Origin of the sequence: Aeribacillus sp. FSL M8-0254 (genome assembly GCF_038008845.1) — a bacterium.
GTDB lineage: Bacteria > Bacillota > Bacilli > Bacillales > Aeribacillaceae > Aeribacillus > Aeribacillus composti.
Genome location: NZ_JBBOZY010000001.1, coordinates 2190167 through 2213486, shown reverse-complemented (window position 1 = coordinate 2213486; position 23320 = coordinate 2190167). Strand labels below are relative to the sequence as shown.

Sequence of the window (23320 nt, the reverse complement as noted above, 5' to 3'; positions counted from 1 at the left end):
GCTTAAAAATGAAGCGGGCGGAGGATGAAAAACCATTAGGAGGAATGAAAATGTCAGTTATTTCAATGAAACAATTATTAGAAGCTGGTGTTCATTTCGGTCATCAAACACGCCGTTGGAATCCGAAAATGAAACGCTATATTTTCACTGAACGGAACGGAATTTACATCATTGACCTTCAAAAAACAGTAAAAAAAGTTGAGGAAGCGTATCAATTTGCAAGAGAGTTAGCTGCAAATGGAGGCAACATTTTATTCGTTGGTACGAAGAAGCAGGCGCAAGAATCTGTTAAAGAAGAAGCAGAACGCGCAGGAATGTTTTACGTCAATCAGCGCTGGCTGGGAGGAACATTAACGAACTTTGCTACAATTCAAAAACGAATTGCTCGTTTAAAAGAAATTGAAAAAATGCAAGAAGACGGCACATTTGATGTATTGCCGAAAAAAGAAGTAGTTCGTTTGAAAAAAGAATTGGAACGCCTTGAGAAATTTTTAGGCGGCATTAAGGAAATGAAACAGCTGCCTGATGCTGTTTATATTATCGATCCTCGCAAAGAGCGCATCGCTGTATCGGAAGCTCGCAAATTAAATATTCCGATTATCGGCATCGTTGACACAAACTGCGATCCGGATGAGATCGATTATGTAATCCCTGCAAATGATGATGCAATCCGCGCCGTCAAATTGTTAACTTCCAAAATAGCAGATGCTGTTTTAGAAGGCAAACAAGGCGAAGAAACTACAACTGCCTAAATGACAAAAGGTGATAAGAGGGGATTTTAGCCTTTTATCACCTTTTTTAAGCATACGAATTGAAGGAGGAACTTTTATGGCAATTACTGCTCAAATGGTAAAAGAGCTTCGGGAAAAAACCGGTGCAGGCATGATGGACTGCAAAAAGGCATTGACTGAAACAAATGGTGATATGGACAAAGCAATAGATTATCTTCGTGAAAAAGGCATAGCGAAAGCTGCGAAAAAAGCTGACCGAATCGCTGCAGAAGGCTTGACATTAATCAAAACTGACGGCAATACAGCTGTTATTTTGGAAGTGAATTCCGAAACAGACTTCGTTGCAAAAAATGATTCTTTTAAACAATTAATTGAAGATTTGGCTAAACACTTGCTGGCAAGCAAACCAGCTGATTTAAAAGACGCATTGGCTTCCAAAATGGAAAACGGTTCAACAGTGGAAGAATACATCCATGCTGCTATTGCTAAAATTGGCGAAAACATTACTTTACGCCGTTTTGAAGTTGTCGAGAAAAATGATCAAGATGTCTTCGGCGCTTACTTGCACATGGGCGGACGCATTGCAGTATTAACGGTGCTTGAAGGCACAAATGATGAATCTGCTGCAAAAGATGTAGCAATGCATATCGCAGCGGTTAATCCGCGTTATATTTCTCGTGAAGATGTTCCTCAGGCTGAAGTGGAGCACGAACGCGAAGTTCTTAAAAAACAAGCTCTTCAAGAAGGAAAACCTGCAAACATTGTAGAAAAAATGGTTGAAGGCCGCCTCGGCAAATTTTTTGAGGAAATTTGCCTTTTAGAGCAAAATTTTGTAAAAAATCCTGATCAAAAAGTACGCGATTTCGTCAAAGCACAAAACGCAAACGTAAAAGCGTTTGTTCGCTATGAAGTTGGAGAAGGAATTGAAAAGCGTCAAGAAAATTTTGCTGAAGAAGTTATGAATCAAATTAAGAAATAAAAGTCATGAAAATGTTAAGAAGGGAACACAAGCGAGTGTTCCCTCTTTTTGAAAACCCTTTGTTTCAACTTTTCTATATATAGCGTCAAGAAATAGCTTGGAGGTTAATATGAGTACGCCAAAATATCATCGTATCGTGCTGAAATTAAGTGGAGAGGCGCTTGCTGGAGCTCAAGGCTTTGGAATTAATCCTTCCGTCATACAGTCAATTGCCAGACAAGTAAAGGAAATTGCTGAAATGGGTGTAGAAGTCGCAGTAGTTGTTGGCGGCGGAAACATTTGGAGAGGCAAAATCGGCAGCGAGATGGGGATGGATCGGGCAACAGCAGACTATATGGGAATGCTGGCGACTGTTATGAATTCTTTAGCTTTACAAGATAGTTTGGAAGGACTCGGCATTCCTACCCGAGTGCAAACTTCAATTGAAATGCGACAAGTCGCAGAACCGTACATAAGAAGAAAAGCCATTCGCCATTTGGAGAAGAAAAGAGTAGTCATTTTCGCAGCAGGAACAGGAAATCCTTATTTCTCAACAGACACAACGGCTGCGTTAAGAGCCGCTGAAATCGAAGCAGATGTCATTTTGATGGCGAAAAATAATGTAGATGGTGTATATAGCGCAGATCCAAAAAAGGACGCCTCAGCGGTAAAATATGATGAGTTATCTTATTTAGATTTATTAAAAGACGGGTTGGCTGTCATGGATTCAACAGCTTCTTCATTATGCATGGACAACAATATTCCTTTAATTGTTTTCTCGATTATGGAAGAAGGCAACATTAAACGTGCTGTTTTAGGAGAAAATATTGGAACAATTGTAAGGGGGAAATAAACATGTCTAAACAAGTTCTTTCACAAGCGAAAGAAAAAATGGAAAAAGCTTTATCAGCTTTCAAACGTGAATTAGCAGGTGTTCGTGCAGGCCGGGCAAACGCGTCTTTGCTTGATAAAATTCAGGTCGACTATTACGGAGTTCCAACTCCTGTAAATCAATTGGCATCGATTTCCACGCCAGAAGCACGTTTGCTTGTTGTTCAGCCTTATGACAAATCGACAATCGGTGAGGTTGAAAAAGCGATTTTAAAATCTGATCTTGGATTAACGCCGACATCGGACGGATCCGTCATCCGCATTACCATTCCTCCATTGACGGAAGAGCGAAGAAAAGAACTGACAAAAGTAGTTCGCAAATATTCAGAGGATGCAAAAGTCGCTGTGCGAAACATTCGCAGAGATGCAAATGATGAATTAAAAAAATTAGAAAAAGCGGGCGACATTACAGAAGATGAACTACGCGGTTTTCAAGATGATGTACAAAAACTGACGGACGAGTACATTAAAAAAATTGATTCCGCAACAAAAGAAAAAGAAAAAGAAATCATGGAAGTTTAAACAAAATGAATGTACAATAGAAATGTGCTAAAAACCCTCTTTTCTCACAGGGGGTTTTTTTGTTCAAGAGGATTTGCTACATTTTTTAATGTCATATTATTCTCGGTGGAGGATTCTTATGTTTAATTTTCCTTATAAAAAAAAGAGCAGCAAAGGTTCCAAAAACTTGGTGGCGAAAGAAAACATTTTAGTAAATGAAATACCGGAACATGTGGCCATCATCATGGATGGAAACGGAAGATGGGCGAAAAAAAGATCGCTGCCTAGGATGGCCGGCCATCGGGAAGGAATGAAAGTAGTTAAAAAAATTACGAAATTAGCGAGCGATATCGGCATCAAAGTTTTGACCTTATATGCGTTTTCAACAGAAAATTGGAAAAGGCCAAAAGATGAGGTTAATTATTTAATGCGCCTTCCGGTCGAATTTTTATCGACTTTTTTGCCGGAGTTAATACAGGAAAACGTGCAAGTTCGGGTTATCGGCGATCAATCTATGCTCCCCGATTATACGGTAAATGCTGTGAAGAAAGCTGTGAATGAAACGAAGCAAAACACCGGGCTGATTTTAAATTTTGCGTTGAACTATGGCAGCAGAACAGAAATTGTTGAAGCAGTAAAAAAAATATTAAGAGACCGCGAAGATGGAAAACTACATATAGATGACATAGATGAACAATTGTTTTCCAACTATTTAATGACGAAAAAGCTCAAAGATCCTGACCTGTTAATTCGGACAAGCGGAGAAATTCGGCTAAGCAACTTTATGCTCTGGCAGCTGGCTTATACTGAATTTTGGTTTACGGATGTGCTCTGGCCGGATTTTAATGAACACCATTTTTTGGAGGCAATCCGCGAATATCAGCAGAGAATCCGCAGATTCGGCGGCGTATAGAAGGAGCTAAAAAAATGAAAACACGAATCATTACAGCAATTTGTGCTTTAGCCTTATTTGTACCAATTGTCATTATTGGCGGACTTCCGCTGACAATTGCTATTTATGTGCTCGCATCAGTTGGATTGTTTGAATTATTTAGAATGAAACGATTTCATTTATTTTCATTTCCAGTTTTGTTCAGCTTTATCCTTTTATGGATTTTAATTTTCCCAAACCGTTATATTGATTTGCTTCATCAAATACATATAAGTAAAACTGGCTTTCTTTTTTTTGGCGCGATCCTGTTATTGATCTATACAGTGTTTTCAAAAAACCAATTTTCTTTTGATGACGTTGGATTTGCGCTCATTGCGATCATATATGTGGGAGTCGGATTTTATTTTTTTATTGAAATGAGAGTGTTAGGTCTAGACAAGCTTTTGTTTGCTCTGCTAACGATTTGGGCGACTGATTCAGGCGCTTACTTTATCGGCCGAGCCTTCGGAAAGAAAAAACTATCAGCTGAAATCAGCCCTAATAAAACAGTCGAAGGATTTTTCGGAGGGATTTTCTCGGCAATTTTGGTTGGATTAATTTTCCACTATTTTGCAAATTTTTTACCGACATATGTTCAAACCGTTTTTGTGTCCGTCATTGTTTCTATTGTTGGACAAATGGGGGATTTAGTACAGTCCGCTTTTAAACGCCATTACGGCACAAAGGATTCCGGAACGATTTTTCCAGGCCACGGGGGAGTTCTTGACCGTTTTGACAGCTTGATTTTTATTATGCCGATTTTATATTTCTTCATCCAATTGATCAGTAGACAAGGGGTGACAATGTGAAAAAAATTATTTTGCTGGGTGCGACAGGATCTATTGGGCAGCAAACTCTCGATGTGATTCGAGCAAATCCGGATTCATTCAGGCTAGTTGCGATGTCATTTGGAGAAAATATCGAACTTGGATTGAAGGCTGTTCATGAATTTAAACCAGAGCTTGTTGCTGTCAAAAATCGTGAAATTTATGATCAAATTCGTTTGAACATCCCTTCAAGCTGTCAGCTTACATACGGACATGATGGGCTGTGTGAAACGGCTGCTTATCATAAAGGCGAGATAGTAGTGAATGCGGTCATTGGGAGCGTTGGGCTTATTCCAACACTAAAAGCGATCGAAGCGAAAAAAACGGTCGCTTTAGCGAATAAGGAAACACTTGTTACAGCTGGACAAATTGTGACCGACTATGCTCGAAAACACAATGTGCAAATTCTTCCTGTGGACAGTGAACATTCCGCGATTTTCCAATGCTTGAACGGGGAAAAAAAGGAAAGCGTCGAACGGCTTATTTTAACGGCTTCAGGAGGAAGCTTTCGGGATAAATCGCGAAATGAATTAAAGCATGTTACAGTTAAGGAAGCGTTAAACCATCCGAACTGGTCAATGGGCGCAAAAATAACGATCGATTCTGCGACGATGATGAACAAAGGACTTGAAGTCATTGAAGCACATTGGCTGTTTTCTGTTTCATACGACCAAATTGATGTGCTGCTGCATAAAGAAAGCGTCATTCACTCGATGGTCGAATTTCATGATGGCAGCATCATAGCGCAGCTTGGAACTCCTGATATGAAAATACCGATTCAATATGCGCTTACATATCCAAATAGAATTCCTTCTTATGAAAGCGAAAGATTGGATTTAACAAAATATGGACAGCTTCATTTTGAAAAAATTGATTTTGATCGATACCGTTGCTTAAAATTTGCTTTTGATTCGGGTAAAATAGGAGGTACAATGCCTGCTGTTTTAAACGCAGCGAACGAAGTGGCAGTCAATGCTTTTTTGGAAGATAAAATTCCGTTTTTAAAGATAGAAGAACTTGTGGAAAGGGCATTAGAAGAACATGCTCCGCTTTTCAATCCGACCTTGGAGGATATACAAGAAGCGGATGGAAGGACAAGACAGTTTGTTCAATCTTTAATTAATTAGAGGTGGTAAAATAAGTGAACACGGTGATCGCATTTGTCGTTATTTTTGGCGTATTGGTGTTTTTCCACGAATTAGGGCACTTAGTTATGGCGAAAAGGGCAGGCATTTTATGCCGTGAATTTGCAATCGGCTTCGGGCCGAAAATTTTGTCGTTTAAACGAAAAGAAACGGTCTATACGATCAGGCTTTTGCCTATCGGCGGCTTCGTGCGCATGGCGGGGGAAGACCCGGAGATGATTGAGGTCAAACCTGGCTATCAGGTTGGACTATTGTTTAATCAAAAAGGACAAGTTGAAAAAATTATTTTAAACAGAAAAGAAAAGTATCCTAATGCAAAAGTGATTGAAGTTGAACAAGCAGATTTGGAACATGGAATGTTTATCACAGGCTATGAAGATGGAGAAGACAGCGGTCTAAAAAGGTTTGAAGTAAGCGAAACATCCTTTTATGTAGTTGACGGTGAAGAAATTCAAATTGCACCTTATAACAGGCAATTTGCTTCAAAAACGCTCGTTCAAAGAACGCTCGCCATTGCTGCCGGACCTTTTATGAATTTTCTATTAGGGTTTTTAGTTTTGTTTTACCTCGGCTTAAGCCAAGGAGTGCCCGTGAATGAACCGGTTTTAGGAGAAATCGTCCCTGACAGCGCGGCTGAACAAGCAGGATTACGGGAAGGCGATGTTGTAAAAGAAATAGAAGGAACGCCGATGAATTCGTGGAAAGATGTCGTTGAAATGATCAGAGCAAATCCGGAGAATGAGCTTCTTTTTTCAATTGAACGTTCTGGAGAAGAATTGGAAATGACGGTAACGCCGGATTCTGTGAAATCCGAAAACAAAACGATCGGCCAAATAGGAGTTTATTCCCCGGTTGAAAAAACATTTTTCGGTTCTTTGAAATATGGCTTAGTTGAGACCTATACATGGTCGAAAGAAATAATATTTGCGGTTGGGAAGCTGATAACCGGACAATTTTCAATTGATATGCTCTCTGGACCTGTCGGCATATATGATATGACAGGAAAAGTTGCAGAAACAGGCTTGACAAGCCTATTAAGCTGGACGGCTCTCTTAAGCATTAACCTTGGCATTATGAACTTGCTTCCAATTCCAGCTCTAGATGGAGGACGCTTATTGTTTTTTGCCATTGAAGCGGTCCGGGGAAAACCGATTGATCGACAAAAAGAAGGGATCGTCCACTTTATCGGATTTGCACTTCTAATGCTGTTAATGCTCGTTGTGACATGGAATGACATCCAAAAGTTTTTCCTTTAAAAAATAATATAGAAATCAAATTCGAGGTGCTTTAAATGAAACAGAGTCAGTCATTTATACCCACAATGAGAGAAAATCCAGCAGATGCGGAAGTTAAAAGCCACCAGCTGCTGTTGCGTGCCGGATACATTCGGCAGACAGCTAGCGGTGTTTATTCGTATCTGCCTCTTGCTCATAGAGTGTTAACCAAAATTGAAAATATTATCAGAGAGGAAATGAACCGGATCGGAGCGGTGGAGTTGCTAATGCCGGCTTTGCAGCAAGCAGAACTTTGGCAGGAGTCTGGCCGCTGGTATTCATACGGATCAGAATTAATGAGATTGAAAGACCGTCATGAACGTGATTTTGCTTTAGGTCCGACTCATGAAGAAGTTATAACAAGTTTGGTAAAAGATGAGATCAAATCTTATAAGCGTCTGCCGCTCACCCTTTATCAAATTCAAACGAAGTTCCGGGATGAAAAGCGTCCGCGGTTCGGTCTTTTGCGGGGACGAGAGTTCATTATGAAAGATGCTTACTCTTTTCATGCTACACAGGAAAGCTTAGATGAAGTGTACGAACAGGTACGAGAAGCATTCAGCCGCATCTTTACTCGATGTGGGTTGAACTTTCGCGCAGTCATCGCTGATTCGGGAGCAATGGGCGGTAAAGATACTCATGAATTTATGGTGCTTTCGGAAATCGGAGAAGATACGATCGCATATTCTGATTCGTCCGATTATGCAGCAAATATTGAAATGGCTCCGGTAGTTGCATCTTATGAAAAGGTTGACGAACCGCTCATGGAGCTTGAAAAAAAAGAAACGCCAAACAAAAAATCCATTGAAGAAGTGGCGCAGTTTTTCCAAGTTCCGAAGGAAAAATTAATAAAATCCGTTTTATTTAAAGTAGATGAAAAGTTCGTTCTTGTTCTTGTCCGCGGTGATCATGAGGTCAATGACGTGAAACTGAAAAACCTTTATCAGGCATCAGTTGTTGAACTTGCTTCAGCTGAAGAAACAGAGCAGGTAATGGGAGTTTCACCCGGATTTTTAGGACCGATCGGCGCATCCGACAAAGTGGAAATTGTCGCAGATTATGCAGTTCAAGCAGTCGTAAATGGAATATGCGGGGCAAATGAAAACGATTTGCACTATATCGGAGTAAACCCTGATCGGGATTTTACCGTTACCAAGTATGAAGATATAAGATTTATTCAGGAAGGGGACCCTTCGCCGGACGGAAAGGGACGGATCAAGTTCGCGAAAGGCATTGAAGTCGGCCACGTCTTTAAGCTTGGCACAAGATACAGTGAAGCGATGAAGGCAGAATTTTTAGATGAAAAGGGAAAAACAAACCCTATCATCATGGGATGCTATGGTATCGGTGTTTCACGCTTACTGTCTGCGGTGGTCGAGCAATTTCATGATGAAAATGGAATTATTTGGCCTAATAAATTAGCTCCGTTTCAAGTCCACCTTATTCCGGTTAATATGAAAAACGAAGAACAAGTCAAGGTTGCAGAGCAAATTTATCACGATTTGCAGGCGAAAGGATACGAAGTCCTTTATGATGATCGTGCTGAACGGCCGGGTGTGAAATTTGCTGACAGTGATTTAATTGGCATTCCTGTTAGAATAACGGTCGGAAAAAGAGCTGGTGAAGGGATTGTAGAAGTGAAAGAAAGAAAAAGCGGAAATAGTTTAGAAGTTTCTGTTTATCAGCTAAAAGAGCAGCTTGCCAAACTTCTCCGCTAATGAAGCTGGATGCCGCAGATGAAGCTGGCATAGGTAAAGAGTAGGGGGTCTTGCCTTTATGATAATTTGTCAAACGGGTCAAGCCCCCTATTAACTTTTTGGGAAAGAGGGGAAACCAATGGATGATAAAGACTTGCAGCAGCAAAAAGAACGGTTTCAGATTTTGCTGAAACAGCTTGAAATGACGGATGATCAAATCTACCCTTATTTCCAAAACGGAGCGATCTTAAAATTAACAGTTCATAAAAAATCTAAATTATGGGATTTCTCTTTTCGGCTTGAAAACATTCTTCCATTTCGTATCCTGCAATTGTTTGATAGAAGATTGAACAAAACATTTTCTCATTTAGCCAATGTTACGTTTCACATTACAACTGTGAAACAAGAATATGATGAACAGCTCGTTCAAGACTACTGGGAGTTTTGCCTCCAAGAAATGGAGGGGGTTTCTCCGCCGATATTATCACTGTTAAAAGAACAAATGCCGAAGCTGGAAAAGCAAAAATTAATGATTCGCACGAGAAATGAGACGGAAAATGAAACGATCAAGAAAAAATACGGCCCCATCATCCAGCAGGCGTACGAGAAGTACGGCTTTCCAAAGCTGACTATCGACACGGTGATCGATGCATCTACCGAAGAATGGGAAAAATTTTTGGAGCAGAAGCAAAAAGAAGACGAAGAGCGGATTTTACAAGCAATGATGGAAATGAAGCAAAAAGGAAAGGAAAATCAAACTCAGGAGCCTAAAAAGCAGGAAGGTCCTCTTATTATCGGATACAAAATAAAAGATGACGAAGAAATTCGCACTCTTGATAACATTTTTGATGAAGAGCGGAGAGTCGTCATTCAAGGATATGTTTTTGAGGCGGAAACAAAGGAATTAAAAAGCGGAAGAACGTTATGCACGTTTAAAATTACCGATTATACCAATTCCATTTTAGTCAAAATGTTCGGCCGCGATAAAGAAGATAATGCATTGCTTGCATCGATCAAAAAAGGAATGTGGCTGAAAGTTCGCGGAAGCATTCAAAACGATACATTTGTTCGTGATCTTGTCATGATTGCCAATGACATTAATGAAATCAACCCGAAAAAACGGCTCGATACCGCACCTGAAGGAGAGAAAAGGGTGGAATTGCACCTTCATTCGCAGATGAGCCAAATGGATGCCGTCACATCGATCACAGATCTTGTTGAACAAGCTAAAATGTGGGGCCATGAAGCGATTGCATTGACAGATCACGCTGTTGTCCAATCTTTTCCAGAGGCATATGCTGCAAGCAAAAAGTTTGGTGTTAAAATGATTTACGGTCTTGAAGCCAATATTGTTGATGACGGTGTACCGATTGCTTATAACGAATCGCACAGACTTTTAAGCGAAGATACCTTTGTTGTGTTTGACGTTGAAACAACAGGGCTTTCGGCTGTATACGACACGATCATTGAACTTGCAGCGGTGAAAATAAAAAACGGGGAAATTATCGACCGATTTGAATCGTTTGCCAACCCTCACCATCCGCTTTCAGCAACAACGATAGAACTGACGGGAATTACCGATGATATGGTTCAAAATGCTCCCGACGTCGATGAAGTATTGTACAAATTTAAAGAATGGGCTGCCGACAGCATTTTAGTTGCCCACAATGCAAGCTTTGACATGGGCTTTATTAATGCAGGCTACAAAAAATATTTGCAGGTTAAAAAGGCGGACAACCCTGTCATTGATACTCTTGAACTTGCAAGATATTTATATCCTAATTTAAAAAACCACCGCCTGAATACATTGTGCAAAAAGTTTGATATAGAGCTTGTACAGCACCATAGAGCCATTTATGATGCGGAAGCAACCGGCTATTTGCTTGTAAAATTGCTGCAAGAGGTAAATGAACGAGGAATTCTTTATCATGATGAGCTGAATGAGCGGACTGGGGATTCAAAAGCGTATGAGCGGGCAAGACCGTTTCACGCGACGCTTCTTGTGCAAAATGAAACAGGGCTGAAAAATTTATTTAAGCTTGTATCTCTTTCCCATGTTCAATATTTTTATCGCGTTCCGCGCATTCCCCGTTCTGTATTGTTAAAGCATAGGGAAGGCATTTTAATTGGTTCAGGCTGCGACAAGGGAGAAATTTTCGAAGCAATGATGCAAAAAGGTCCAGAAGAAGTTGAAGAGATGGCTTCATTTTATGATTTTCTCGAAGTGCATCCGCCGGAAGTATATTACCCTCTAATTGAGACGGAGCAAGTTCGAAATGAACAAGCGATCAAAGAAATCATTGCAAACATAGTCAAACTAGGGGAAAAGCTGTCGATTCCGGTTGTGGCAACAGGCAATGTCCATTATTTAAACAAGGAAGATAAAATTTACCGGAAAATCTTAATTTCTTCGCAAGGGGGAGCGAATCCTTTAAACCGCCATACATTGCCTGATGTGCATTTCCGTACAACAAATGAAATGCTGGATGCTTTTCGTTTTTTAGGCGATGAAAAAGCGAAAGAAATTGTTGTGACAAACAGCCAGTACATCGCCTCTCTCATAGGTGATGTAAAACCGATTAAAGATGATCTGTATACACCGAAAATAGACGGTGCCGAAGAAGAAATTCGGGAAATGAGCTACAATCGTGCCAAAGAAATATACGGAGACCCATTGCCGGAAATCGTTCAAGCAAGGCTTGAAAAAGAGTTGAAAAGCATTATCGGCCACGGATTTGCCGTCATTTATTTGATATCTCACAAACTAGTAAAAAAATCTTTGGATGACGGGTACTTGGTCGGTTCAAGGGGATCAGTCGGCTCATCCTTTGTTGCCACGATGACGGAAATTACTGAGGTGAATCCACTTCCACCTCATTACGTTTGTCCAAAATGCAAGCATTCCGAATTTTTCAATGACGGCTCTGTAGGATCCGGATACGATCTTCCTGATAAAAATTGTCCGCAATGCGGAGCACCATATAAAAAGGACGGGCATGACATACCGTTTGAAACGTTTCTAGGATTTAAAGGAGACAAGGTGCCTGATATTGATTTAAATTTTTCAGGTGAATATCAGCCGAGAGCACACAATTATACGAAAGTGCTGTTTGGTGAAGATAAAGTGTACCGTGCAGGAACAATTGGCACAGTTGCCGAAAAGACAGCTTTCGGATTTGTCCGCGGCTACATGAACGATCATAATCTGCATTTCCGCAGTGCAGAAGTCGATCGGCTTGTGAAAGGATGTACGGGGGTCAAGCGGACGACAGGACAGCATCCCGGAGGAATCATCGTTGTTCCCGATTATATGGATATATATGATTTTACTCCAATTCAATATCCGGCAGATGATACAAACGCTGATTGGAAAACGACACATTTTGATTTCCACTCCATTCACGATAACTTATTAAAGCTTGATATATTAGGGCACGATGATCCGACGGTCATCAGAATGCTTCAAGATTTAAGCGGAATCGATCCGAAGACCATTCCAACAGATGATCCGGAAGTAATGAAAATCTTTTCCTCAACCGAATCACTTGGCGTGACAGAGGAGCAGATTGGCTGTAAAACGGGCACTCTAGGGATCCCAGAGTTCGGCACGCGATTTGTCCGCCAAATGTTGGAGGAAACAAGACCGACGACATTTTCAGAGCTTGTCCAAATATCAGGATTGTCCCATGGGACAGATGTTTGGCTAGGAAACGCACAAGAACTGATTCAAAGCGGCACATGTACATTAAGTGAGGTCATTGGCTGCCGCGACGATATTATGGTTTATTTAATCTATCAAGGATTGGAGCCGTCGTTAGCCTTTAAAATTATGGAGTCGGTTCGGAAAGGAAAAGGCTTGATTCCCGAATGGGAAGAAGAGATGAAAAAGAACGGCGTTCCAGACTGGTATATTGAATCTTGTAAAAAAATCAAATATATGTTTCCAAAAGCTCACGCGACAGCTTATGTATTAATGGCTGTGCGGATTGCATATTTTAAAGTGCATTTTCCTCTACTATTCTATGCAACTTATTTTACAGTCAGAGCGGACGATTTTGACATCGAAACGATGATCAAAGGAGGCACCGCAATCAGAGCGAAAATTGAAGAGATCAGTGCAAAAGGGCTCGATGCTTCTCCAAAAGAGAAGAGCTTGCTGACCGTATTGGAGATGGCACTTGAAATGACGGAGCGTGGATTTTCATTCCAAAAAGTAGATTTATACCGCTCTCAAGCCAAAGAATTCATTATTGACGGCGACAGTCTCATACCGCCGTTTAATTCGATACCAGGGCTTGGTACGAACGCGGCCATCAATATTGTCAAAGCGAGAGAAGAAGGAGAATTTTTATCCAAAGAGGATCTGCAGGAACGGACAAAAATTTCAAAAACGATTATGGAATATCTTGAAAATCATGGCTGTTTGGCATCGCTGCCTGAGCAAAATCAGCTCTCCCTTTTCTGATTTGCGATTCAATTTGCAAACCTGATTAGGTTATGTTATATTCATTTATGGAAATGCTAAAAAAAGCCTAACGAAAGAGTGGGGAAAAAACCCACTCTTTCCTATTGGAACTAGTTTTTTATGACGATTAAATAGATATCTCTTTCTGAAACGCTGAAATTAAGGAGGAAAATATGAGCCAATCTATAACAGATCTCGTCAAAGAACTAGCATCGCCAATTCTTGAAAATTTGCAGCTGGAACTTGTAGATATTGAATATGTAAAAGAGGGAAAAAATTGGTATTTACGGCTTTTTATTGATTCTGAAGATGGTGTCGATATTGAAGAGTGCGGTATGGTAAGCGAACGTTTGAGCGAAAAGCTGGATGAAATCGATCCGATTCCTCACAACTATTTCTTGGAGGTATCTTCTCCAGGCGCTGAACGTCCTTTAAAAACAAAGGCCGATTTTGAAAAGGCTGTCGGAAAAAATGTCGCACTCAAAACTTACGAGCCGATCAACGGGGAAAAACATTTTGAAGGGGTTTTAACGGATTTTGACGGCGAGATTGCCACACTCGAAATAAGAGTGAAAACAAAAACTAAACAAGTGGAAATTCCTTGGGGAAAAATTGCAAAAGCTAGACTTGCCGTTTCATTTAATATTTAAGTGATGAGGAGGAACATCATTTTATGAACAGCCAACTTTTAGATGCCTTGACAGTATTAGAAAAAGAAAAAGGCATTAGTAAAGATGTCATTATAGATGCGATTGAAGCTGCCCTCATTTCTGCATACAAACGCAACTTTAACCAAGCGCAAAACGTGCGTGTCGATATTAATCGCGAAACAGGTACGATGCAGGTGTTTGCGAGAAAAGAAGTGGTGGAAGAAGTAACGGATCCCCGTTTGGAAATTTCCATCCATGATGCGATGAACATCAATCCCCAATATGAAATCGGCGATGTCGTTGAAATTGAAGTGACACCGAAAGAATTTGGACGAATAGCTGCACAAACTGCGAAACAAGTCGTTACGCAGCGAGTTCGTGAAGCCGAAAGAGGAGTCATTTATTCGGAATTTATTGATCGTGAAGAAGATATCATGACCGGAATCGTCCAAAGAACTGATCCAAAATATATATACGTAAGTCTAGGGAAAATAGAGGCTCTCCTCCCACAATCGGAACAGATGCCGAATGAAAAATACGAACCTCATGACAGAATTAAAGTATTCATTACAAAAGTAGAAAAAACAACGAAAGGACCACAAATTTTTGTTTCCAGAACACACCCGGGGCTGTTGAAGCGTTTATTCGAATTGGAAGTACCGGAAATATATGACGGGACAGTGGAAATTAAATCAGTCGCCCGGGAGGCAGGTGACAGATCAAAGATTTCGGTTCATTCTGACAATCCGGAAGTTGACCCGGTCGGATCATGCGTGGGACCAAAAGGCCAGCGTGTTCAAGCAATTGTAAACGAGTTGAACGGAGAAAAAATTGATATCGTTCGCTGGTCTAAAAATCCTGTTGAATTTGTTGCAAATGCATTAAGTCCGTCAAAAGTTTTGGACGTTATTGTTGATGAAGAGGAAAAAGCTACAACCGTCATCGTTCCTGATTATCAATTATCCCTTGCGATTGGCAAAAGAGGACAAAACGCGCGCCTCGCTGCCAAATTAACCGGATGGAAAATTGATATTAAAAGCGAATTGGAAGCGAGAGAGCTGAACATCTATCCTCGCGAAGAACATGATAGTTTATTCCAATTGGACAATACGGATGATGAACACGGAGAAGAACAAGACGAATAGAGGTGGTTACCAGTGGCAAAGCAAAGGAAAATTCCGATGAGAAAATGTGTGGCGACTGGCGAAATGAGACCCAAAAAGGAGCTTGTTCGAATCGTTCGTTCGAAAGAAGGAGAAGTTTCGATTGATTTAACAGGAAAGAAAAATGGACGCGGTGCTTATATCACTCTTGATAAAGACTGCATTTTAAAGGCGAAAAAGAAAAATGTGCTATCCGTCCATTTAGATGTACCTGTTCCGGAATCTATATATGATGAATTAATTCAGCTAGCTGAGAAGGAGAAACCTTCATTGCCATGAATGGACAATGGAAATCTTTATTAGGCCTTGCCTATCGGGCAAGAAAAGTGATTTCAGGAGAAGAACTTGTTTTGAAAGAGGTTCGAAATAAGCGTGCAAAACTCGTTTTATTGGCAGACGATGCTTCTTCTAACACGAAGAAAAAAATTACGGATAAATGTACGTTTTATAAAGTTCCGCTAGTGATTGCCCCAAACCGATACGAACTTGGGCAATCGATCGGAAAGGAAGAAAGAGTAGTTGTTGCCGTGACGGAAGAAGGTTTTGCCAAGAAGTTGAGGCTTCTACTTGAATAACTACTTTGGGGGTGAACGTATGGGTAAAATGCGAGTATATGAATATGCAAAACAACAAAATATAACGAGCAAAGAAGTAATCCATACATTAAAAGAAATGAATATAAATGTTGCAAACCACATGTCAATGATCGACAGCAATACAATTGAAAAACTCAATGGACGATATCAAAAGGAACAACCTAAGAAAAAAGTTCAAAAAGATCATCAACCAAAACAAAAGGCAGAAAAGCATGCAGCATATGATGACGATGGTGATATCGTATTGAACAAGAAAAAATCAGGCACAAAACCTTCTCCAAAGGAACGCAAACAAAACGTTCCGATTCAACAAACGAAACATAAAAACAAAAAAAATGGAAAGAAAAACAAAAAAGCGGTTCAAAATGAAGCTCCAACCAAAAAAGAATTGCCGTCCAAAATTACGTATCAAGGCTCTTTAACAGTCGCTGAGCTTGCCAACAAACTCCATAAAGAACCGTCAGAGATCATTAAGAAGCTCATGATGCTCGGCGTAATGGCAACAATCAACCAAGAGCTGGAGAAGGACATTATCGAACTGATCGCTTCTGAATACGGCGTTGAAGTGGAAGAAGAAATTGTTTTCGATGAAACAGAATTTGAAAAGTATGAAATCGAAGACAAGGAAGAAGATCTTGTCAGCCGTCCTCCTGTTGTGACAATTATGGGGCATGTTGACCATGGGAAAACGACTCTTTTAGATTCCATTCGAAAAACAAAAGTGGCTGAAGGCGAAGCTGGAGGCATTACGCAGCATATCGGCGCTTACCAGGTTGAAGTGGAAGGGAAAAAGATCACATTTTTAGATACACCTGGCCATGCAGCGTTTACAACAATGAGAGCCCGCGGCGCTCAATTAACAGATATTACCGTTTTAGTCGTTGCTGCAGATGATGGTGTTATGCCGCAGACAGTTGAGGCAATTAACCATGCAAAAGCTGCGAATGTGCCGATTATTGTAGCGGTCAACAAAATGGATAAGCCGACGGCAAATCCTGACCGTGTGATGCAGGAATTAACGGAACATGGCCTTGTACCGGAAGATTGGGGCGGCGACACGATATTTGTGCCAATTTCGGCATTAAAAGGTGACGGAATTCCTGAACTATTGGAAATGATCTTGCTCGTTGCGGAAATGGAAGAGTTAAAAGCGAATCCGAATCGTCTTGCAACCGGTACGGTTGTTGAAGCAAAGCTTGATAAAGGCAGAGGTTCAGTTGCAACATTGCTTGTTCAAAACGGAACGCTTCGTGTCGGTGATCCAATTGTTGTCGGAAACACATATGGACGGGTGCGTGCGATGGTGAATGATGTCGGAAAACGTGTAAAAGAAGCTTTACCGTCCACTCCGGTTGAAATCACCGGTCTTCATGAAGTTCCATTAGCCGGCGACAGATTTATGGTATTTGAAGATGAGAAAAAAGCGCGTCAAATCGGTGAAGCCCGTGCAAAAAAACAGCTAGAAGAGCAGCGCAGCGAAAAGACAAAGCTAAGCCTTGATGATTTATTTGAACAAATTAAGCAAAATGATATGAAAGAGATTAATTTAATCGTCAAAGCAGATGTGCAAGGTTCCGTTGAAGCTCTTTCATCAGCTCTTCAAAAAATCGATGTTGAAGGAGTAAAAGTAAAAATCATTCACACCGGTGTCGGTGCCATTACGGAATATGACATCATGCTTGCCTCTGCTTCCAACGCTATTGTGATCGGCTTTAATGTTCGCCCGGATGTGAATGCGAAGAGAACAGCGGAAGCGGAAAACGTCGACATTCGCCTTCACCGCATCATTTATAAAGTGATCGAAGAAATCGAAGCGGCCATGAAAGGTATGCTTGATCCTGAATACGAAGAAAAAGTGATCGGTACCCTTGAAGTGCGGCAAACATTCAAAGTTTCTAAAATCGGTACAATTGCCGGCTGCTACGTCACAGATGGTTCTGTTACACGCGACAGCGGCGTTCGCTTAATTCGGGACGGAGTCGTGATTTTTGAAGGAGAAATTGACACTTTAAAACGTTTTAAAGATGATGTAAAAGAAGTTGCTCAAGGATATGAGTGCGGACTTACGATTAAAAACTTTAACGATATTAAAGAAGGCGACACGATTGAAGCGTTCATCATGGAGGAAGTTAAAAAATAATGCTCGGAATGGTATCATGTGAATGCATGATTTTTGAAGCTTCTTCTTTAAAAGAAAAACGTGCAGTAGTGCAACGAATTATAAAAAGACTGCAAAACAAATTTAATGTCAGTGTTGCAGAAATCGGCTTTCAGGATGCATGGCAGCGGACCGAAATCGGCATTGCCTGCCTTGCATCGAGCCGCGCCATCGCGGAAAAAGAACTGAACCAAGCATTGAAGTTGATCGATTCTTTTCCTGAAATTGAACGAACCATTACAACATTTGACTGGTTTTAGCAAATGAGGTGATGAAATGAGCCTAAGAGCAAACAGAGTAGCTGAACAGATGAAAAAAGAGCTAAGCGATATTATTGGCAGAAAAATTAAAGACCCGAGAATTGGATTTGTAACTGTAACGGACGTTCGCTTAACAGGGGATTTGCAAATCGCTAAAGTATATATTTCTGTATTGGGAAATGAGGAACAGAAGGAAAACACGATGAAGGCGCTGGCGAAAGCCAAAGGATTTATCCGCTCTGAAATCGGGTCGAGGATTCGGCTGCGGAAAACTCCGGAAATTCATTTTGAATTTGACGAGACAATTGATTATGGCAATCGAATCGAATCGTTAATCCATGAATTGAAAAAAGAAGAAAGAGATCATGAAAGCTGAGGCATCCCGTTTCACAATTGTGTAACGGGTTCTTTTTTCATGATTGCAGCTGGCAAAAGGAAGGTGTGACTGTGGACGGCGTTCTTCTCTTACATAAACCTAGAGGAATGACTTCAAATGATTGTGTCCAAAATGTGCGCAAATTGTTTCGAACGAAAAAAGCGGGACATACTGGTACATTAGATCCGGATGTCTCAGGCGTGCTCCCTATTTGCATCGGGAAGGCAACAAAAATTTCGTCATATTTAATGGCTGAGAATAAGGAATACATCGCTGAAGTAACATTAGGAGCTGCCACTGAAACAGAGGATGCTTCTGGAAGCATTATTGCTGTAAAAGAAGTAAAGCTCCCGCCATCAAAAGAGGAAATTAAACGAGTGCTGGAAAGCTTTCGCGGAGAAATTGAACAAATTCCGCCAATGTATTCTGCAGTAAAAGTAAATGGAAAAAAATTATACGAATACGCGCGTGAAGGAAAAGTAGTCGAAAGGCCGAAAAGAAGGGTTGTCATTCATGCCATACACCTTTTAAGCGATATAAAACAACATGACAAAACGGCTTCCTTTTCCATTCAAGTCTCTTGCTCAAAAGGGACATATATTCGAACTCTCGCGGTCATGATCGGAGAAAAATTAGGGTATCCTGCTCACATGTCTGAATTGGTGCGAATAAGATCCGGCCGTTTTCATTTACATGACTGCGTCACGTTTTCAGCGGTCGAGCAATGTTTAAAAACGGGAGATTTGCCAAACGGTTTTCTTACCATAGAGGAAGCATTAAATCAATTGCCGAAAATTAAAATAAATGATACATTAGCAAAGAAAGTAAAAAACGGAGCGATGTTGGAAATGAACGAGGATTTCCAGCATATTGGACAAAATGATGTTGTAGCAATATGGAATAATCGAGAAATTATTGCCATATATAAAAAGCATTCAGAAAAAAACAATGTGCTTAAACCCGTCAAGGTGTTAAAAACGAATGAATAGGTAAGAAAAGGGGAACTTTCGGTGAAAATGATAAAAATAACACATCCACACCATTTGGCAAAACAAAATGTGCCGAAATCGGTAATGGCGCTCGGATTTTTTGATGGAGTCCATAAAGGGCATCAAAAAGTCATTCAAACAGCTAAACAGAAGGCTGAAGAATTAAATGTTGAATGTGCGGTGATGACATTTGATCCGCACCCATCCATCGTCTTAAAAAAAAATATTCAACAAATAGAATATATTACTCCTTTACAAGAGAAACTGAAGTTTATTGAAGATCTTGGAATTGATCGATTGTATTTAGTCGAATTTACAGAAAGCTTTAGCTCGCTTCAGCCTCAACAATTTGTCGATCAATATATTATCGGATTAAATGCCATTCACGTTGTGGCCGGTTTTGATTTTACATTCGGCCGGTTTGGAAAAGGGACAATGGAAACTTTGCCTTTCTATTCAAGAGGAGCTTTTACGCATACGACGGTTGAAAAGCTGACAGACGGTGAAAGAAAAATCAGCTCTTCCCTCGTTCGAAACGCGATTAAAAATGGTGATGTTTCTTATGCATGCTCTCTTCTAGGGCGGCCTCATCAAGTATCCGGAAAGGTAATTCATGGAGAAAAGCGAGGGCGGACAATCGGCTTTCCAACCGCAAATATTGAACTAAGCGAATCCTACATTACTCCTCCGACAGGGGTATATGCGGTCAAAATCAGCATGAATGGGAAGGAATATGCGGGCATATGCAATATCGGTTATAAGCCGACATTTCATGAAAAAAGACCGGACAAGCCGAGCATAGAAGTTCATATTTTTGATTTTCATGAAGAAATTTATGATATAGATGTGACCGTAAAATGGTTCAAACGAATACGAAGTGAACAAAAGTTTTCTGGTGTGGAAGAATTAATTGCCCAAATCAAACGGGATATCAAGGAAGCTAAAGAATTTTTTCAGCAGCTGACAGAATCGGATAAAATCACGGCTGAAAAAAATTTTTAATGGAACCTCCTTGCTTTTTCTTTGGAAAAATAGTATTCTTATTCTTGTAACTTTTAACCGCTGCGTGGCAATGCGAGTCACCGACGCTTGCTAGGTAGCCGGGGATTATATTTAGGAGGTGGACAAGGATGGCTTTAACGCAAGAACGGAAAAATGAAGTGATTGAGCAATTTAAAACACATGAATCAGATACTGGTTCTCCTGAAGTGCAAATTGCTATCCTAACTGAAAAAATCAACATTTTAAATGAGCATTTGCGCGTTCACAAAAAAGACCACCATTCACGCAGAGGTCTTTTGAAAATGGTTGGGAAACGCCGTAATTTGTTGACGTATTTGCGCAATAAAGATGTTGCACGGTACCGTCAACTCATCAATAAACTCGGTTTGCGTCGTTAAGTTGTATGGAAGCGGGAGATTTCCCGCTTTTTTACTGTATTCAAAAAAGTTTATGACAGATTACATAAAAACGATATAGATTGAAAAGTTTAAAAATAACATTTTTGTACAATTTATGTGCGAAGATAGACTTTGTCAATGAAAGAGGGGTTCAAAACAAGTATGGATCAAGAGAAACATGTTTTTTCCATAGATTGGTCCGGACGGAAGCTGACTGTTGAAATCGGCCAGCTGGCGAAGCAAGCGAACGGCGCCGTTTTAGTCCGCTATGGAGATACGGTCGTTTTATGTACGGCAACTGCTTCGAAGGAAGCAAAAGGAGTGGATTTCTTTCCCCTAACGGTCAATTATGAAGAAAGGCTTTATGCTGTCGGTAAAATCCCGGGAGGGTTTATTAAACGAGAGGGTAGACCGAGTGAAAAAGCTATTTTAGCGAGCCGTTTAATCGATAGACCGATTCGCCCGCTGTTTCCAGAAGGGTTTCGCAATGAGGTTCAAGTAGTCAGCATGGTGATGAGCGTCGACCAAGATTGTTCTTCCGAAATGGCGGCTATGTTTGGATCTTCGCTCGCGCTGTCAATATCGGACATTCCGTTTGAAGGTCCGATTGCCGGAGTCACGGTCGGCCGCCTTGATGACCAGTTTATCATTAATCCAACTGTCGAACAGCTTGAGAAAAGCGATATCCATTTAATCGTAGCCGGCACGAAAGATGCCATCAACATGGTGGAAGCAGGAGCCAATGAAGTGCCTGAAGAAACGATTTTAGAAGCAATCATGTTTGGCCATGAAGAAATCAAACGTTTGATTGCATTCCAAGAAGAGATTGTAGAAAAAATCGGAAAAGAAAAAATGGAAGTCGAATTATATAAAATCGATGAGGAGCTTGAAAAAAGAGTTCGTGAAATGGCTCTTGCCGACTTATTGCAAGCCATCCAAGTGCCTGAAAAACACGCCCGCGAAGATGCTATTAATGAAGTGAAAGAGAAGACTGTCGCAATATTTGAGGAAGAAGAAGCAGATGAAGAAACGATTAAGCAAGTAAAAGAAATTTTGCACAAGCTCGTGAAAGAGGAAGTGCGCCGTCTCATTACAGAAGAAAAAGTGAGACCTGACGGACGAAAAATTGACGAAATCCGTCCATTATCGTCTTCCGTCGGAATTTTGCCGCGCACGCACGGTTCAGGTCTTTTCACCCGCGGCCAAACACAAGCCTTGTCTATTTGTACGCTCGGAGCTTTAGGAGACGTACAAATACTTGACGGACTCGGCGTGGAAGAATCAAAGCGGTTCATGCATCACTACAACTTCCCGCCATTTAGTGTCGGGGAAACCGGTCCGATGAGGGGTCCTGGCAGACGGGAAATTGGTCATGGAGCATTGGGAGAAAGAGCGCTTGAGCCAGTCATACCTTCCGAGCGCGATTTTCCGTACACCATTCGTCTCGTTTCAGAAGTGCTTGAATCAAATGGTTCAACTTCACAAGCGAGCATTTGTGCAAGCACCTTAGCGATGATGGATGCCGGCGTGCCGATTAAGTCCCCTGTTGCTGGAATTGCAATGGGACTTGTAAAATCTGGTGACAACTATACGGTTTTAACAGATATTCAAGGTATGGAAGATGCGCTTGGTGATATGGACTTTAAAGTCGCTGGTACAGAAAAAGGCGTCACCGCGCTGCAAATGGACATTAAAATTAAAGGCTTGTCCCGTGAAATTTTAGAAGAAGCGTTAAAACAAGCTCGCAAAGGCCGCCTTGAAATTTTGAAATCGATGCTGGCGACAATCTCTGAACCGAGAAAACAATTATCGCCATATGCTCCAAAAATTTTAACCTTGGTTATCAATCCGGATAAAATTCGTGACGTGATTGGACCTAGCGGAAAACAAATAAACAAAATCATTGAAGAAACAGGAGTAAAAATCGATATTGAACAAGATGGCACAATCTACATTTCTTCCGTAGACGAAGGAATGAATAAAAAAGCGAAGAAAATTATTGAAGATATTGTAAGAGAAATTGAAGTCGGACAAATGTATTTAGGAAAAGTTAAACGGATCGAGAAATTCGGCGCATTCGTGGAACTGTTTAACGGAAAAGATGGTCTTGTCCACATTTCTGAGCTTGCAGAAGAGCGGGTAGGAAAAGTGGAGGATGTTGTGTCAGTCGGTGATGAAATTTTAGTCAAAGTGATGGAAATCGATAAACAAGGTCGTGTCAATTTATCAAGAAAGGCCGTTTTAAGGGACCAAAAAGAGCAGCAAAAGTCTTGACCGGAGCCAGGGAAAACCCGGCTTCTTTTCCATT

21 protein-coding genes are annotated in these 23320 nt (G+C 40.8%); all 21 read left to right on the top strand.

Annotated elements, in window-relative coordinates; translation table 11 throughout:
- Positions 1 to 50: 50 nt before the first annotated feature.
- The 21 genes from rpsB (at position 51) to pnp (ending at position 23286) form a co-directional block, all read left to right on the top strand.
- Entirely contained in the window at positions 51 to 752 is a 702-nt protein-coding gene (gene rpsB / locus NSQ44_RS10635) for a 30S ribosomal protein S2 (RefSeq protein WP_063386690.1), read from the top strand.
- Positions 753 to 828: 76 nt separating this feature from the next.
- A complete protein-coding gene (tsf, locus tag NSQ44_RS10630; protein WP_063386691.1) occupies positions 829 to 1710 on the top strand; it encodes a translation elongation factor Ts in 882 nt (293 codons plus the stop codon).
- Positions 1711 to 1819: 109 nt separating this feature from the next.
- Positions 1820 to 2542 (top strand): UMP kinase, encoded by a 723-nt coding sequence (gene pyrH / locus NSQ44_RS10625; RefSeq protein WP_063386692.1) that lies wholly within the window; start codon positions 1820 to 1822, stop codon positions 2540 to 2542.
- A 2-nt stretch (positions 2543 to 2544) separates the two neighbouring features.
- Positions 2545 to 3102: a ribosome recycling factor gene (gene frr / locus NSQ44_RS10620; RefSeq protein ID WP_340857029.1), complete on the top strand. Its 558-nt coding sequence runs from the start codon at positions 2545 to 2547 to the stop codon at positions 3100 to 3102.
- Between the two features lie 118 nt (positions 3103 to 3220).
- Positions 3221 to 3994 carry an isoprenyl transferase gene (locus NSQ44_RS10615; protein WP_063386694.1) on the top strand — a complete coding sequence of 258 codons (774 nt, stop codon included), beginning with the start codon at positions 3221 to 3223 and terminating at the stop codon, positions 3992 to 3994.
- A 14-nt stretch (positions 3995 to 4008) separates the two neighbouring features.
- Positions 4009 to 4821, top strand: coding sequence for a phosphatidate cytidylyltransferase (locus tag NSQ44_RS10610; RefSeq protein ID WP_063386695.1), 813 nt, complete (start codon positions 4009 to 4011; stop codon positions 4819 to 4821).
- Complete coding sequence (gene dxr / locus NSQ44_RS10605; RefSeq protein ID WP_340857028.1) at positions 4818 to 5966, top strand: 1-deoxy-D-xylulose-5-phosphate reductoisomerase; 1149 nt, start codon at positions 4818 to 4820, stop codon at positions 5964 to 5966. The genes NSQ44_RS10610 and dxr overlap by 4 nt, the downstream gene beginning before the upstream one ends.
- A 14-nt stretch (positions 5967 to 5980) precedes the next feature.
- Entirely contained in the window at positions 5981 to 7240 is a 1260-nt protein-coding gene (gene rseP / locus NSQ44_RS10600; protein WP_063386697.1) for an RIP metalloprotease RseP, read from the top strand.
- 35 nt (positions 7241 to 7275) lie between these two features.
- Positions 7276 to 8976 carry a proline--tRNA ligase gene (locus tag NSQ44_RS10595; RefSeq protein ID WP_340857027.1) on the top strand — a complete coding sequence of 567 codons (1701 nt, stop codon included), beginning with the start codon at positions 7276 to 7278 and terminating at the stop codon, positions 8974 to 8976.
- Between the two features lie 118 nt (positions 8977 to 9094).
- Positions 9095 to 13420: a PolC-type DNA polymerase III gene (locus tag NSQ44_RS10590; RefSeq protein WP_340857025.1), complete on the top strand. Its 4326-nt coding sequence runs from the start codon at positions 9095 to 9097 to the stop codon at positions 13418 to 13420.
- Positions 13421 to 13593: 173 nt separating this feature from the next.
- Entirely contained in the window at positions 13594 to 14070 is a 477-nt protein-coding gene (gene rimP, locus NSQ44_RS10585; protein WP_063386700.1) for a ribosome maturation factor RimP, read from the top strand.
- Between the two features lie 23 nt (positions 14071 to 14093).
- Positions 14094 to 15215, top strand: a complete 1122-nt coding sequence (nusA, locus tag NSQ44_RS10580; RefSeq protein ID WP_340857024.1) for a transcription termination factor NusA — start codon at positions 14094 to 14096, stop codon at positions 15213 to 15215.
- Between the two features lie 12 nt (positions 15216 to 15227).
- Positions 15228 to 15512, top strand: a complete 285-nt coding sequence (gene rnpM, locus NSQ44_RS10575) for an RNase P modulator RnpM (protein WP_094246026.1) — start codon at positions 15228 to 15230, stop codon at positions 15510 to 15512.
- A complete protein-coding gene (locus NSQ44_RS10570; protein WP_094246025.1) occupies positions 15509 to 15808 on the top strand; it encodes a YlxQ family RNA-binding protein in 300 nt (99 codons plus the stop codon). The genes rnpM and NSQ44_RS10570 overlap by 4 nt, the downstream gene beginning before the upstream one ends.
- Positions 15809 to 15827: 19 nt before the next feature.
- Positions 15828 to 17969, top strand: a complete 2142-nt coding sequence (gene infB / locus NSQ44_RS10565; RefSeq protein ID WP_340857023.1) for a translation initiation factor IF-2 — start codon at positions 15828 to 15830, stop codon at positions 17967 to 17969.
- A complete protein-coding gene (locus NSQ44_RS10560) occupies positions 17969 to 18247 on the top strand; it encodes a DUF503 domain-containing protein (protein ID WP_063386705.1) in 279 nt (92 codons plus the stop codon). Before infB ends, NSQ44_RS10560 begins: the two co-directional genes overlap by 1 nt.
- A gap of 16 nt (positions 18248 to 18263) precedes the next feature.
- Positions 18264 to 18623, top strand: a complete 360-nt coding sequence (rbfA, locus tag NSQ44_RS10555; protein ID WP_063386706.1) for a 30S ribosome-binding factor RbfA — start codon at positions 18264 to 18266, stop codon at positions 18621 to 18623.
- A 71-nt stretch (positions 18624 to 18694) separates the two neighbouring features.
- Complete coding sequence (truB, locus tag NSQ44_RS10550; protein WP_340857022.1) at positions 18695 to 19612, top strand: tRNA pseudouridine(55) synthase TruB; 918 nt, start codon at positions 18695 to 18697, stop codon at positions 19610 to 19612.
- A gap of 21 nt (positions 19613 to 19633) precedes the next feature.
- The gene (gene ribF, locus NSQ44_RS10545) at positions 19634 to 20614 is read left to right on the top strand and encodes a bifunctional riboflavin kinase/FAD synthetase (protein WP_340857021.1); all 981 of its coding nucleotides are present in this window, start codon (positions 19634 to 19636) and stop codon (positions 20612 to 20614) included.
- Positions 20615 to 20742: 128 nt separating this feature from the next.
- The gene (gene rpsO / locus NSQ44_RS10540) at positions 20743 to 21012 is read left to right on the top strand and encodes a 30S ribosomal protein S15 (protein ID WP_063386709.1); all 270 of its coding nucleotides are present in this window, start codon (positions 20743 to 20745) and stop codon (positions 21010 to 21012) included.
- 162 nt (positions 21013 to 21174) lie between these two features.
- On the top strand, positions 21175 to 23286 hold the full coding sequence (gene pnp, locus NSQ44_RS10535) for a polyribonucleotide nucleotidyltransferase (RefSeq protein ID WP_340857020.1): 2112 nt from the start codon (positions 21175 to 21177) through the stop codon (positions 23284 to 23286).
- Positions 23287 to 23320: the final 34 nt, after the last annotated feature.